The organism is Solirhodobacter sp., assembly GCF_964715405.1.
The window spans coordinates 1-12,826 of record NZ_CBAICG010000003.1; the positions used below are offsets into that span (position 1 = coordinate 1).

Consider the following 12,826-nt stretch of genomic DNA (forward strand, 5'->3'; position numbering starts at 1 on the left):
ACGAGTCCGTCCGAAAACCAGCTTGCCGCCATGACGGCGGCTGCGAAAGCCCGAAACCGGAGCACTTTGCCCGAACGCAGCCTCACCGCAACGATCAGGCAGCCAAATCGGCGCAGCCGAAGCGCTTGATCAGACGTTCCCTAACAACATCATGCCCCATCGCGATGAGTGCGTTTCCTACTGAGACCGGGACGTTGTGGTCGGTCAGGAAGCGAAAGGGTTGCTGTTCCTGGTCCACTTCCATATCCAGCCCCACCGCATCTCCTATCCGCGCGGGGGCTCCAGTTGGTTCAAATTTCTCAAGAGAGGCTGACGCTTCCGAGTCCTGCTTTGACTCAATCGGTTGCGCCGGTTCATTGATCAAGCTGCGCTCTGCCCTTTTTCAAAGGCTCGAGCCGCTTCTATATCGGTAAACTTCAGATCCGGAAATTCCTCGATAATAGAGTCTGCCGAATAGCCCGCGTCCAAATAGCGCTTCACTGTCGCGACGGGTATCCGTGTGCCTTCGAACACAGGCTCATTCTGCAAAGTAAACTTTCCATGAACAACTCGGCCGACTGTAGTTTCGTCCCGGCGGTTCATATCTGCGACAGCTTTCCTAGTGTCAGAGATCACAACACGCAGTGGGATGTCAAACACCTGTTGACCACTGATCACTTCCACCCTCTTTTCGGTGCGGGGGTCGGTAAAGGCTACTTTCTTACCAAGCACATATAGCGTTGTCGCCGTCCACTTGGCATCGCCTAGATGGGCAAGAGTATCAGACACCTTTCTCAAATGCTGTAGGGGCACTTTGTAGAAGTTCCGAAGCTGCCCAAGCACCCGTAGTGAAACAATATCTCGAAACGAATAGACGCGACCGTAGGGAAGGCTTCTGTCGTTTTCCGCATAGCTAGGCTGCATAAAGCCTTTCCGGTCCCAGCTACGCAGTTGGCCAATTGTAAGCCCGGACAACCTACCGGCATCAGCCTCGCTGAACGCACCTATGACAGTATCTTGGCTCACGGACCATCCTCACGCCATGCGGCGCATCTCTGTCGAAGATGATGCCTGCCGCTCCGTTCGTCAATCTGAACGTGACCTCGCTTAGCGCCGATCCCCGCCGAAAGCCATGCCCACCAATGGTAGGGTTCGCGCCCATCGCGCACGGCCCTGCCCTCCCCCCAACGTCGGTGCAACGTCGGTGCTTTTTCGGTGTGGTTTCGGTGCCCTTTCGGTGCCCCGTTTACCCCCAGTCCGCCGCCTGCATTCCGTGCAGGCGGTTGGCCGTCCGGGCGAACTCGAACGAGCCTTCGCCCTCCCCGTCACGCCGCTCGGCTCAGCCAAAGCAAACGCCACCGGCCCCTTCGCCGGTGGCGCTTTGTCTCTCGCGTCAGTCTGGATCAGGCGGGGGTGGCCCCGGTGGTGTCGCCCCGGCGCTTGCGCAGCCCGAATGCCAGCGCCCCAAGGCCGAGGAGCATCATGCCCAGAGACGCGGGGACCGGAACGGCCGCAACCGAAATGCTCGTGAGCGCAAACGGCGTTGGTGATCCGTTGCCATAGGGGTCTCTTGCGCTGTTGGTGATGGCGTCAGAGCTGTAGGGGTAGGAGGTGAGATTGTAGAAGACCCCATTGCTCGCCCCGAACGAGAGGCCGCCGATATCGAAGTGGACCGGCCCCGCGACGAACAGTTGTTGATCGGCACCTGCATAAGCCGACAGGCCCGTCACGGCGCTGCCATTGATCAGGCCTGACGCCGATGTTGCCGTGGACCCGGTCAAGTTGAACGTCACCGATCCGAGATCCCCACCGGAACTTGTGAATTTCAGCAGGTAGGTTGCCGCATCGGCAGCAGGCGCTATGGCGACGATTCCGACGAGGACCGCCGCCGCCGGGGTCAGCAACAGGTTCGCGAAAGCCAGGCGAGGGAACATGAGGAGGCACTCCTGAGAAATTTTGCCGCCAGGCGAGATTCGGCGGCCTTGGAATATGGTTATGGCCCCCAATTAGGGGCGGATTGGGGCAGAACTCGTGGAAATCGGTGGCATCGGGCCGGGCGCGGGCCGACAACGGCCGACGAGCGTCCGGTGGCTGCGGCACGAGCGTGACGTTCGCCTCCCCCCAACGTCGGTGCCTTTTCGGTGCAAAATCGGGGCCCTGATTCACCCCCACTCCGCCCCCTGCATCTCCCGCAGCCGACTCGCCGTCCGGGCGAACTCGAACGCGCCTGCGCCCTCCACATAAAGCCGTTCCGGCTCGTCGGCGGCCGAGCAGATCAGCCGCACCCGGGCCTCGTAGAGCGTGTCGATCAGGGTCACGAAGCGCTTGGCTTCATTGTAGTTCGAGGCGGACAAGTGGGGAATGTCCTCCAGCACCAGCACCCGCACCGCCCCCGCCAGCGCGAGGAAATCGGCCGGGCCGAGGGGGCGGGCGCACAGTTCCCAGAAGCTGGCGCGGGCGACGCCGTTGTGCACATGCTCCAGCACTAGTTCGCGCCCGTTCACCGGCAGGCGCAGCGGATGGCCGCTGTCGCCCCCGGTCAGGTCGGTCCAGATCCTAGAAATCGCGGCCTTGGCCGCGCCGCTGGCGGGGGCGAACCAGACCTGCGCGCCCTCCAGCCGGTGCTGGCGATAGTCGGTTTCGCTTTGCAGTTCCACCACCTCCATCCGCTCTTGCAAGAGCGCGATGAACGGCAGGAACAGCGCCCGGTTCAGACCGTCCTTGTAGAGATCGTCCGGCACCCGGTTCGAGGTGGTCACCACCACCACCCCGGCCTCGAACAGCTTCTGAAACAGCCGCCCCACGATCATCGCATCGGCGATGTCGGTGATCTGCATCTCGTCGAAGCACAGCAGGCGCGTCTGCGCGATGATGGCCTCGGCGACCGGTTGCAGCGCATCCTCGACATGCGACTTGCGCGCCGCTTCCAGCCCGTGCTGCACCTCCTGCATGAAGGCGTGGAAATGCACCCGCCGCTTGCGGTCGATGTCGGTGGCGTCCATGAACAGGTCCATCAGCATCGACTTGCCGCGCCCGACCCCGCCCCAGAGATAGAGACCCCGGGGTGACGGCGACGGCTTGGCGAAGAAGGCGCCGAGCAGACTGCGCCGCCGGGTCGAGGTCTCCTCCAGCCAGGCGCGCAGGGTTTCCAGATGCGGCAGCACGCCGCGTTGGGCCGCGTCGGGGCGCAGCCGCTGCTCGGCGACGCGGGTATCGTAGATATCTGGCAGGGACTGGCGCATACCGCCGTATACCGGGGCTGGATCGATCAGGAAAGGTGATGCTGCCGCGCACGAATTGACAATTGACGCGCGGCCGCGGCCGCCGCAGGGTCCGGCCCGTCGCCAAGGAGCCGCGCATGACCCAGAGCCGCACCGCCATCGTCACCCCTGTTCTGGTTGCGGGAAGCCTGATCCTGATCGTCAACTTCGGCATCCGGGCCAGCTTCGGCGTGTTCCAGTTACCGATCGCCGAGGCGTTCCACTGGCCGCGGTCGGATTTCAGCCTGGCCATCGCGGTGCAGAACCTTGCCTGGGGCGTCGGCCAGCCGCTGTTCGGCGCGCTGGCCGAACGGTTCGGTGACCGCCGCGCAATTGTGGCGGGGGCGCTGCTCTATGCGGCGGGGCTGATGCTTTCGGCCTTCGCGGTCACACCGGTGCAGCATCAACTGCTGGAGGTGCTGGTGGGCTTCGGCATCGCGGGCACCGGCTTCGGCACCATCCTGGCGATCGTCGGGCGGGCCGCCCTGCCCGAGAACCGCAGCATGGCGCTGGGCATCACCAGCGCGGCGGGGTCGGCGGGACAGGTGTTCGGCCCGCCATTGGCGCAGGTGCTGCTGGCGCACATGGCCTGGCCCGCGGTGTTCCTGATCTTCGCCGCGGCGATTCTTGCCGTGCTGGCGGCGCTGCCCTGGCTGCGCGCGCCGCAGGCGGCCACGCCGGGCCATCACGAGCCCCATCACGAGCCGTTGGGCCGGGCCATCCGATCGGCTTTCCGCGACCCGAGTTTTACGCTGATCTTCCTGGGCTTCTTCTCCTGCGGCTACCAGCTTGGCTTCATCACCGCGCATTTCCCCGCGCTGGTGGCGGAAACCTGCGGTGCAATCAGCCCGACCGGGCCGCTTGCCGCGCTGGGCATCACCACAACCTCGGCGCTGGGCGCGCTGTCCATCGCCTGCATCGGCGTGGCGAACATCGGCGGCACATTGCTGGCGGGATGGCTGGGCAAGCGGCATTCCAAGCGGCTTCTGCTGGCGGGCATCTACCTGCTGCGCACGATCGTTTCGGCCGCGTTCATCCTGAATCCCGTGACGCCCGCGACGGTGATCCTGTTCGCGCTGGCGATGGGGGCCTTGTGGCTGGCGACGGTGCCGCTGACCTCGGGCCTGGTCGCGCAGATCTACGGGGTGCGCTACATGGGCACGCTTTACGGCATCGTGTTCTTCTCGCACCAGGCGGGCAGCTTCATGGGCGTCTGGCTTGGTGGGCGGCTCTACGACCTTTACGGCAACTACACGCTGGTCTGGTGGGTCGGGATCGGCGTCGGCGCCTTCTCGGCGCTGGTCCACCTGCCGGTACGCGAACGGCCGCTGGAGTTGCGGTCGGCCTAAACCGGTTCGCGCAACAGGTCGGTCAGCGCGCCCAGAATGTCGCCCGCGTGGGTGTAGGGCAGCGCATGGGTCGCGCCGGACAATTCCACCTGCCGCGCGCGGCGGTTGATCTGCGCCAGCCGCCCCATCGCGGCCAGCGGGATCACCTTGTCCGCCTCGCCCCAGATCGCCAGCACCGGCAGGCTGGTGGCCGCCAGCACGCGGTGGGTGGGGGCCATATCCCCGGCCATCATGCCGCGCAGGCTGGACAGCACGGCGGGCAGGGTTCCGCGAGTGCCCATCTCGCCCGTCATCCGGGCCACGATGTCGGGCACCTCGGGGCTCTCGGGCAGGGTGCGGTCGATGCCGCGACGATACACGATGTCGCCGAAGACCCGGATCAACCCGTCGCCAATGACCGGCACGGCGGCGCAAAGCGTCAGAAACCGGCTGGAGCGGTGGCCGAGGCCGACTGGCGCGATCAGCACCAGCCGATCCACCCGCGCGGGCTTGTCCTGCGCGAAGGCGGTGGCGATGGCGCCGCCCATCGAATAGCCCATCAGCGTGACGCCGCGCGTGATCTCCAGCGCGGTCAGCAACTCGTCGAGCTGGGTGACGAAGAATGCGCGGTCCTGCCGCCCGCGCGGCCGGTCCGACAGGCCGCGGCCATAGAGGTCGTAGGTCAGCACCCGCACCCCCAGCGCGGTCAGCGCCACGGCAACCGGGGTCCAGACATAGCTGGGCGTGGTCAGCCCGTGGACGCAAACCACCACCGGGCCGCGCGCCGGGCCGCGCCATTCGTAATAGGTCAGCCCGCGCGACAGTTCGACGAAATCCCCCGTCGCCAGACGGCGGCCGCGCGCGTCCATCGGCGCGCGCAACCGCTCCACCAGCAGCGGCACCGCAACCAGAACGGCCAGAAGGGTGACCAGGGCCCAGATCATCTTGCGCGCGCCGCGCTCAGGATGTAGCGCGCCGTCATCAGGTCGAGATGCGCGCCGCCGCCGTTCTTGGCGATCGTGATGTCCGAAGCCGACTGCCGGGCAAAGCTGCCGTCCGCCAGGTCGTAGAAATCCGCCAGGATGTCGGCGCGGGTGATGACCCCCTTCGCCAGCGGCGTCTTCAACTCGCCGATGTGATCCAGCGTCGTGTCGCGGCAATCGACGAAAAGGCGCGCGCGTTGCAGCGCCTTGTCATCGACCTCGCGCATGTCGGGGCGGTAGGCCCCGATCAGGTCAAGGTGGGTGCCGGAGCTCAGCCACTCGCCCTTGATGATCGGCTCGGTCGACATGGTGGCGGTGCAGATGATGTCGGCCGCCGCCACCGCGCCGGGCAGGTCGTGCGTGATCGTCATTCCCGGCACCTGGGCGGCAAAGCGCGAGGCGCCCTCGGCCGAGCGGTTCCAGATGATGAACTGCGCGCCGGGAAAGGCCGAGCCGTAGGCTTCGACCATGGATCGCGCTACCGCGCCCGCGCCCACCAGCAGGATCACCCGCGCATCGGGGCGGGCGAGCCGCTTTGCCGCCAGCAGGCTGTCGCCCGCCGTCTTCCACTTGGTCACGACGGTGAAATCGACCAGCGCCTCCAGCTCGCCCGTCTCTTCCGAGAACAGCGTGACGGCGCCATTGACCGAGGGTTTCCCGTTCGCCGGATTGCCCGGATAGATCATCGCCGATTTGACCAGCGCGCCCATGCCCGCGATCCAGGCCGAGCGCGACAGCATCGTGTTGTGCCCCTGCGTCAGCAGCGTGTCGCCGATCGCGGCGCGCGGGCGGCGGTGTCCGGCCTCCAGCGCGTCGGTCATGCCCTCCCACCGCAGCCGCGACTCGACGTCGGGTCCGATGATCTGGATGCTCATGCCGCCTCTCCTTCCGTCAGAAGTCCCTCGGCCACCAGCCGCCGGGCCCAGCCCGCGGGGCCGTCGAACAGATGCGTCTGCCAGCCCCGGCTGGCGGCAGCGGCGATGTTTTCCGGCCGGTCATCGGCGAACAGCAACGCCTCCGGCGGCAGGCCGCTATCCCGTTCAACCCAGTCATAGATTGCAGGGAACGGTTTGACCCCACCGAAATGCCCCGAGACATAGCAGCGGTCGAACTCATCAAGGAAATCGTACCGCGTGCGCGCCAGATCGAAGGTGCCGATGCCGAAATTCGTCAGCGCGAACACCGGCACGCCCTTCGCCTTGAGCCTGCGCAACAGTGCCACCGACTGCGGGATCACCGGCCGCGCGATGTCGAGCCAGTTGTCATGCCACATCCGGATCGCGTCGGCGTGGTCCGGGTATGCCGCCGCCGTCGCGGCCACCGTGGCACGGAAATCGGCGCCGCGGTCGATGCGGTCGTTCATCGCGTGCAGATCAACCTCGGCGAACAGCGCGCGGCGGCGATCCGCGCCGATCATCCGGTCGAAATAGCGCTCCGGCTGCCATTCGATCAGCACGTTGCCGATGTCGAAGACGACCGCTTCGGGCCGGGTCATGCCGATGCCTCTTTCCTGGCCGCGTTCAATTCACGGTCCAATGCGTCCAGAAAACGCGAGCGGTCGGCCTTTGTAAAGGGCCTGCCGCCGCCCTGCCGGAACGGATCGGCGGCGCGCAGGTCGGCCATCAGGTCGCGCGTGGCCAGGATGGTGCCGATGTTGGCGGGGGTGAAGACCTCGCCGTTGTGGCGCACGACGCGCGCGCCCGCCGCGATGCATTTCGCGGCCAAGGGGATATCGCCGGTCACCACCACGTCGCCCCGCGCCGCGCGGTCGGCGATCCAGATGTCGGCAACATCCGGCCCGTCGGGCACATAGACCATCTCGACCAGCGGATTGGCAGAGGGGCGCAGGCCGCCGTTCGAGACGACATACATCCGCACGCCATGCCGGGTTGCCACCTTCTCGGCCTCGTCCTTCACCGGGCAGGCGTCGGCGTCGATGTAGACCGCGCTCACCCGAACAGCGCCTCGGCGTGGAAGCTGACATGGGCCTCCATGAAGGACGAGACGAAGAAGTAGCTGTGGTCATAGCCCTTCTGGATGCGGAAGGTGGCGGGTTGGCGGCGCCGCGCGATCGCTTCGATCAGCGCCTCGGGCATCAGCAGGTCGATGTACGGATCGCTGGCGCCCTGGTCGATCAGCAGAGGCCCGTCGAAGCCGCGCTTCTTCATCATCAGCGTGGCATCATGCGGCGCCCATTTCGCCTCATCCGCGCCAAGGTAGGCGGTGAACTGCTTGCGGCCCCAGTCCGAGGCCGTCGGGTGTGCGATCGGCGCGAAGGCCGAGACCGAACGGAACCGCCCCGGATAGGCCATCGCCAGCGTCAGCGCGCCGTGACCGCCCATCGAATGGCCGGTGATCGCCTGCGCCTCTTCCGCCACCGGGAAGGCGTTGAAGAGCAGTCGCGGCAGCTCTTCGGCCAGATAGTCCCACATGCGGAAATGGGGCGCCCAGGGCTTTTCGGTCGCGTTGACGTAGAACCCCGCGCCCTGACCCAGGTCGAAGGCCGCATCGTCGGCCACGCCCGGCCCCCGGGGCGACGTGTCGGGAAATATCAGCGCGATGCCCTGCTCGGCCGCCCAGCCCTGCGCCCCGGCCTTGGTCATCGCATTCTCATGCGTGCAACTCAGCCCCGAGAGGAACCAGAGCACCGGCACCGGCCCCTCCTGCGCCTCCTCCGGCAGGAACAGGCCGAAGGTCATGTCGCCGCCGCAGGCCTCGGAGGCGTGAGAGTACACCCCCTGCACGCCGCTGAACACGCGGTTTTCGGAAATCGTCTTCATCTTGTCGTCCTCCGTCAGGATGCGGTGATCCAGGCGATCACCGCCGAGACGGTCAGCACGCTGACCGCCGTGGAAATCAGGATCGAGGCCGAAACGCGCTGCGGCGCGACCCCGTAATGCTGGGCAAGGATGTAGGTGTTGCCCGCCACCGGCAGCGAGGCCGCCGCGATCATCACATGCGCGGCGAAGCGTTCGACCGGGAACAGCACCAGCGCCGCCACCGCCACCGCCGCCGGATGCAGCGCAAGCTTGCAGAACGACAGCCAGGCCGCCACCTCGATCCGCTCGGCCGACCGCGCGGCCAGCGAGGCGCCGATCGCGAACAGCGCACCCGGTGTCGCGGCGCCGCCCAGCAGCCCCATGAAATCGTTCACCGGACCGGGCACCGGCACGCCGGTCGCCGACCAGCCGAGCCCCAGCGCCATCGACACGATCATCGGGTTTTTCAGCAGGCTCGCCCCCAGCACCTTGCCCACGCCCAGCGACACCCGCCCCTCGCGCGCGGCGGTGATCATCAGGGTGATCAGGCTGGAAAACACGATCATGTCGATGGTCAGCACCATCAGTTCCGGCCCTGCCGCCTTCGGCCCCAAAAGCGCGATCAAGAGTGGCACGCCCAGAAAGCCGGTGTTGCCGCAAACCGCACATTGCGCCTCGACCGCCGCCTCGGCCAGCGTGACGCGGCGGATCAGCGCCACCCCGAAGGCCAGCAGGTAGACCAGCGTGCAGCCGGACAGGTAGGCCAGCACGAAGGGGGTGGAATAAATCTCGGCCAGCGACAGGTTCGAGGCGAACTTGAACAGCATTGCCGACAGCGCGAAGTAGAACACGAACCTGGTGATCGCGGCGGTGCCCTGCGCGCTCAGGAACCCGGTGCGCCCGGCGATATAGCCGACGCCGATCAACGCGAAGAAGGGCAGCACGCGGATCAGAACCTCGATCATCGGCGCGCCCTCCTTCTGCGTTCATCTTGGCGCAAATATCCCCGCCAGAGGCTGGAGTCCTTTTCGCAGGCAAAACTTTCGAGCCTCCGGCGGGGATATTTGCGCCAAGATGAAAGGGCAAGGCCAGAGTCAGCCGGGCGCCGACATCACCGTCATGATCTCGGCCAGCGGTTTCCTGATCTTGGCGGCGGCGGGCACGGTGGCGTCTTCGTTGGGGTCACCGACGGGAAGGATCATCACCACCTTCTCCGAGGCGGGGCGGCCGCAGAGGTCTGGCAGGAACGTCATCGGGTTCGGGGCGTGTTCAAGGCAGACCAGCCCGGCATGGTGGATCGCCGCGATCAGGAAGCCGGTGGCGATGCCGACGCTTTCGAGGACGTCGTGGTTCTTGGAGCGTGCGCCGCCCCTGGAGGTGCCCCAGCGCTGAGTGAAGACCACGATGAGCCAGGGCGCGAGGTCGAGGTGGGGCTTCGACACGCCGGTGCCGATGGGTTCCAGCGCGCGCAGCCCGGGTCATCCTTGTGAAACATGCTACCTCCCACACCGGAGATCAGCCCGCGCCGATCAGCGCCCCCGCGGCAAAGACGAGAGCACCGCCCACGACGACCTGCAGGGCGGCGCGGAAGAAGGGGGTTTCCATGTATCTGTTCTGAATCCAGGCGATCGCCCAAAGCTCGAAGAACACCACGATCATGGCGATGATCGTGGCCGTCCAGAACGCGGGGAGCAGGTAGGGCAGGGCGTGGCCAAGGCCGCCCACCGCGGTCATGATGCCCGAGGCCAGCCCGCGCTTGATCGGCGAGCCGCGCCCCGACAGGACGCCATCGTCATGCGCGGCCTCGGTGAAGCCCATCGAGATGCCCGCGCCGACCGCGGCGGCGAGGCCGACCAGCAGGGTGGTGTGGGAATCATGGGTGGCGAAAGCGGTGGCGAAGATCGGCGCGAGGGTCGAGACCGAGCCGTCCATCAGCCCGGCCAGCCCCGGCTGCACCCAGGTCAGGATGAACTGCCGTTTCGCGGCGCGGTTCTCTTCTTCCCGGGTGTCCGCGTCGAGGTGCTGGCCGGTCAGCTCTTCGGCCTTGTGGGTGTGGCCCGCCTCGGCCGCCGCGAGGTCGCCCAGCAGTTTGCGCGTGGGGGCGTCCTGCGTGTTGGCCGCGGCGCGGGTGTAGAACGCTTCGGCCTGCCGTTCCATCGCGGTCGCTTCGTCGCGGATCGTATCGAGCGAGAGGTTCTGCACCAGCCAGACCGGGCGGCGCGCGTAGAAGCCCGCCACATGCTCGCGCCGCAAGAGCGGGATGACCTCGCCGAACCGGCTCTGGTGCAGCTCGATCAGGCGGCGGCGGTGGCCATCCTCTTCGATCGCCATGCCGTCGAAGATCGCGGCCGAGGCCGGAAACTCCGCCCGCAGGCGCTGGGCGTAGGTGCGGTAGATCTGCGCGTCATCCTCTTCGGACGAGATCGCGAGCGCGAGCATCTCCTGCTCGGACAGGTCGGAGAAACGGCGGCGGCTCGATACACCGGGGATCATGCGGGGCTCCGTGCTTAGAATGCTTCTAAACTAGCAGCCACGCATGAAACTGCAAGGCGTGACGACACGCGGCGAGGGTCCGGCTTGCTCCGACTGAACCGAACGGTTTATGCTCGACACGGGGGGACAAAGCTGGATGGCCATCGCAGTCGCAGGGGTGAAGCGCGGCCGGAAATACGATCAGGTGCTGGAAGGCGCCCGGACGGTGTTTCTGCGCGACGGTTTCGAAGGTGCCAGCGTCGATGACATCGCGCGCGAGGCGGGCGTCTCGAAGGCCACGCTTTACAGCTACATTCCGGACAAGCGGCTGCTGTTCCTGGAGGTGGCGCGATCGGAATGCGCGCGACAGGCGGCCGCCGCGATCCAGTTGACCGACATGACCGCCCCGCCGCGCGAGGTGCTGACCGCCGCCGCCCGCCGCCTTGCCGCCTTCGTGACCTCTGAATTCGGGCAGCGCATGTTCCGCATCTGCGTCGCTGAAAGCGACCGCTTTCCCGAACTCGGCCGCGCCTTCTACGAATCCGGCCCGCTCCTGGTGCGCGAACGCCTGGCGGCCTATCTGCGCGCCGCCAGCGCGCGGGGCGAGTTGAAGATCGACGACATCGACCTGGCCGCCGACCAGTTTGCCGAATTGTGCAAGGCCGACATTCATGCCCGGACGATCTTCGGGACCGGCGCCGCTTGCGCGCCGTGCGACATCGAGCGCACCATCACCGGCGCGGTCGAGATGTTCCTGGCGCGCTATGGGGTGCGTTAGCCGGGGCAGGCCGCGATCGTGGCCGCGCCGCCCGGCAGATAGCCTGCCAGCGTCGTGCCGGGCTGCACCAGAGTGAACCGCGTGCCAGCGGGCGATAGCGTCAGCGTCAACGCGATCGGGCCTGCGGGGTCGGCCGTGGGGCTGGTGCGGCAGGGCGTGAATGTCACTGTGATCTGCGCCTGTGGATTGGCGCGGGCCGCGCGCCAGGTGGCAACCGTGGCCTCCAGCGCCGAGAGTTGCGCCGTCGTGGGCGTGGCCAGCGCGAGCGTCATGTCGGGGCCCGGCGTGCCAGCGTCGGCCAGCGCATCGGCGGCGGTGGTGGTCTCGCCGGTCTTGTCGTTGGTGGCGCTCATCCGCAGTTCGGCCGAACCGGGCAGCACCGCGAAGCCGGGCGGCAGCGCCAGCGTGACGCGCAGCTTGGCCGGGTCGGCGGTCAGGGGGTCGGCAAACGTCCAAGCCCCGCTGGCCGATGCGGCCGCCACGGCGACGGCGGCAAGGGCGGCGCGCAGAACGAGAAGGGGCATCATCGGCGGTGGGCGTCCTGTCTTGTCCGGTCCGGTCCGGGCGAAAACCCCGGCCCCGCGCCCCGTGCGCGGAAAGTCGCGCATTTCTCCATGAAACCGTCACAAAGTGCAAGCGTGCACGGGGGTTTGTCTTGACTCGGTTGGCATCCGTGGCGTGAAGGACTCAGCGCAGATGCAGCGCGACCTCGTTTCGACGGTTCCACGGCAGCGTGAAGGGCGAGTCGTAGAACATGTAGAACACGTCGCCGGTGACGCTCAGCCCCGTCCGGGCGACGGCGCCCCGCAAATCGTCGGCCTTTTCAGACAGTCGCCCGGCCGTCGGCAACCCCGAGAATGTCATCACCACCACACGCGTCTCGGGCGTTTCGGCAAAGCGGATGCTGTCGTCCTTCGGCTTTGGCAAGGTATCGAGCGTGTAGGTGCCGGGCATCCCGAACTGCACCGTCCACTGTCCGTCGCCACCCGTCTGGGTGACGGGGGTGGTCATCGCGATCTTCGCGGGTTCCTGCGTGACCGGCGTCGTCATTGCGATCTGGCCCGCGCCTTGGTTGCCGCCGAAGATATAGCCCGCAAGCATGCGGAATCCCCGGCTTGCGGCGGTCGAGCGATCACCATCCACCGTGACCTCGGCCACGAGATGGGGCGGGTAGTGCCGCACTTCCACCACGCCCTCGGTCTGCTCGACCGTGTAGTCAGCCGTTTCGTAACCCTTGTACATCATGCCTCCGCAGGGCGGATCGCCC

The 12,826-nt window shown here is 66.9% G+C and carries 15 protein-coding genes and 1 pseudogene; 2 read left to right on the forward strand and 14 right to left on the reverse strand.

The features are described 5' to 3' along the window. Positions 1-94: 94 nt before the first annotated feature. The 4 genes from AC11WY_RS01690 to zapE form a co-directional block, all read right to left on the reverse strand. Positions 95-364 carry a hypothetical protein gene (locus tag AC11WY_RS01690; protein ID WP_482921886.1) on the reverse strand — a complete coding sequence of 90 codons (270 nt, stop codon included), beginning with the start codon at positions 362-364 and terminating at the stop codon, positions 95-97. Next, the gene (locus AC11WY_RS01695) at positions 361-1,005 is read right to left on the reverse strand and encodes a DUF433 domain-containing protein (RefSeq protein WP_482921888.1); all 645 of its coding nucleotides are present in this window, start codon (positions 1,003-1,005) and stop codon (positions 361-363) included. The genes AC11WY_RS01690 and AC11WY_RS01695 overlap by 4 nt, the downstream gene beginning before the upstream one ends. 377 nt (positions 1,006-1,382) lie before the next feature. After that, positions 1,383-1,913 (reverse strand): PEP-CTERM sorting domain-containing protein, encoded by a 531-nt coding sequence (locus AC11WY_RS01700; RefSeq protein ID WP_482921890.1) that lies wholly within the window; start codon positions 1,911-1,913, stop codon positions 1,383-1,385. A gap of 228 nt (positions 1,914-2,141) precedes the next feature. After that, the gene (gene zapE / locus AC11WY_RS01705; RefSeq protein WP_482921892.1) at positions 2,142-3,221 is read right to left on the reverse strand and encodes a cell division protein ZapE; all 1,080 of its coding nucleotides are present in this window, start codon (positions 3,219-3,221) and stop codon (positions 2,142-2,144) included. 116 nt (positions 3,222-3,337) lie between these two features. On the opposite strand from zapE, the gene AC11WY_RS01710 reads away from it, so the two are divergent. Next, complete coding sequence (locus AC11WY_RS01710; protein WP_482921894.1) at positions 3,338-4,588, forward strand: MFS transporter; 1,251 nt, start codon at positions 3,338-3,340, stop codon at positions 4,586-4,588. Here AC11WY_RS01710 and AC11WY_RS01715 read toward each other — a convergent pair. The 8 genes and pseudogenes from AC11WY_RS01715 to mbfA form a co-directional block, all read right to left on the reverse strand. Next, positions 4,585-5,511, reverse strand: a complete 927-nt coding sequence (locus AC11WY_RS01715; RefSeq protein ID WP_482921896.1) for an alpha/beta fold hydrolase — start codon at positions 5,509-5,511, stop codon at positions 4,585-4,587. The two genes, AC11WY_RS01710 and AC11WY_RS01715, sit on opposite strands and share 4 nt — an antisense overlap. After that, the gene (locus AC11WY_RS01720; RefSeq protein WP_482921898.1) at positions 5,508-6,425 is read right to left on the reverse strand and encodes an ornithine cyclodeaminase family protein; all 918 of its coding nucleotides are present in this window, start codon (positions 6,423-6,425) and stop codon (positions 5,508-5,510) included. The genes AC11WY_RS01715 and AC11WY_RS01720 overlap by 4 nt, the downstream gene beginning before the upstream one ends. Beyond that, a complete protein-coding gene (locus tag AC11WY_RS01725; RefSeq protein ID WP_482921900.1) occupies positions 6,422-7,045 on the reverse strand; it encodes an HAD family hydrolase in 624 nt (207 codons plus the stop codon). The genes AC11WY_RS01720 and AC11WY_RS01725 overlap by 4 nt, the downstream gene beginning before the upstream one ends. Further along, positions 7,042-7,503, reverse strand: a complete 462-nt coding sequence (locus AC11WY_RS01730) for a YaiI/YqxD family protein (RefSeq protein WP_482921902.1) — start codon at positions 7,501-7,503, stop codon at positions 7,042-7,044. The genes AC11WY_RS01725 and AC11WY_RS01730 overlap by 4 nt, the downstream gene beginning before the upstream one ends. Then, positions 7,500-8,330 (reverse strand): S-formylglutathione hydrolase, encoded by an 831-nt coding sequence (fghA, locus tag AC11WY_RS01735; RefSeq protein ID WP_482921904.1) that lies wholly within the window; start codon positions 8,328-8,330, stop codon positions 7,500-7,502. Before fghA ends, AC11WY_RS01730 begins: the two co-directional genes overlap by 4 nt. Positions 8,331-8,344: 14 nt before the next feature. Beyond that, the gene (locus AC11WY_RS01740) at positions 8,345-9,274 is read right to left on the reverse strand and encodes an AEC family transporter (RefSeq protein WP_482921906.1); all 930 of its coding nucleotides are present in this window, start codon (positions 9,272-9,274) and stop codon (positions 8,345-8,347) included. Between the two features lie 129 nt (positions 9,275-9,403). Next, positions 9,404-9,781 (reverse strand): annotated as a pseudogene (locus tag AC11WY_RS01745) (nitroreductase family protein); the annotation flags it as partial. Positions 9,782-9,824: 43 nt separating this feature from the next. Continuing rightward, positions 9,825-10,802 (reverse strand): iron exporter MbfA, encoded by a 978-nt coding sequence (gene mbfA, locus AC11WY_RS01750; protein WP_482921908.1) that lies wholly within the window; start codon positions 10,800-10,802, stop codon positions 9,825-9,827. Positions 10,803-10,938: 136 nt separating this feature from the next. Between mbfA and AC11WY_RS01755 the strand changes: the two genes are divergently transcribed. Next, positions 10,939-11,559, forward strand: a complete 621-nt coding sequence (locus tag AC11WY_RS01755; RefSeq protein ID WP_482921910.1) for a TetR/AcrR family transcriptional regulator — start codon at positions 10,939-10,941, stop codon at positions 11,557-11,559. On the opposite strand, the gene AC11WY_RS01760 is transcribed toward AC11WY_RS01755, so the two are convergent. Both AC11WY_RS01760 and AC11WY_RS01765 read right to left on the reverse strand, forming a co-directional pair. Then, positions 11,556-12,086, reverse strand: coding sequence for a hypothetical protein (locus tag AC11WY_RS01760; protein ID WP_482921912.1), 531 nt, complete (start codon positions 12,084-12,086; stop codon positions 11,556-11,558). The genes AC11WY_RS01755 and AC11WY_RS01760 overlap by 4 nt on opposite strands. Before the next feature lie 160 nt (positions 12,087-12,246). Further along, on the reverse strand, positions 12,247-12,801 hold the full coding sequence (locus AC11WY_RS01765) for an SOUL family heme-binding protein (protein WP_482921914.1): 555 nt from the start codon (positions 12,799-12,801) through the stop codon (positions 12,247-12,249). Between the last annotated feature and the right edge of the window lie 25 nt (positions 12,802-12,826).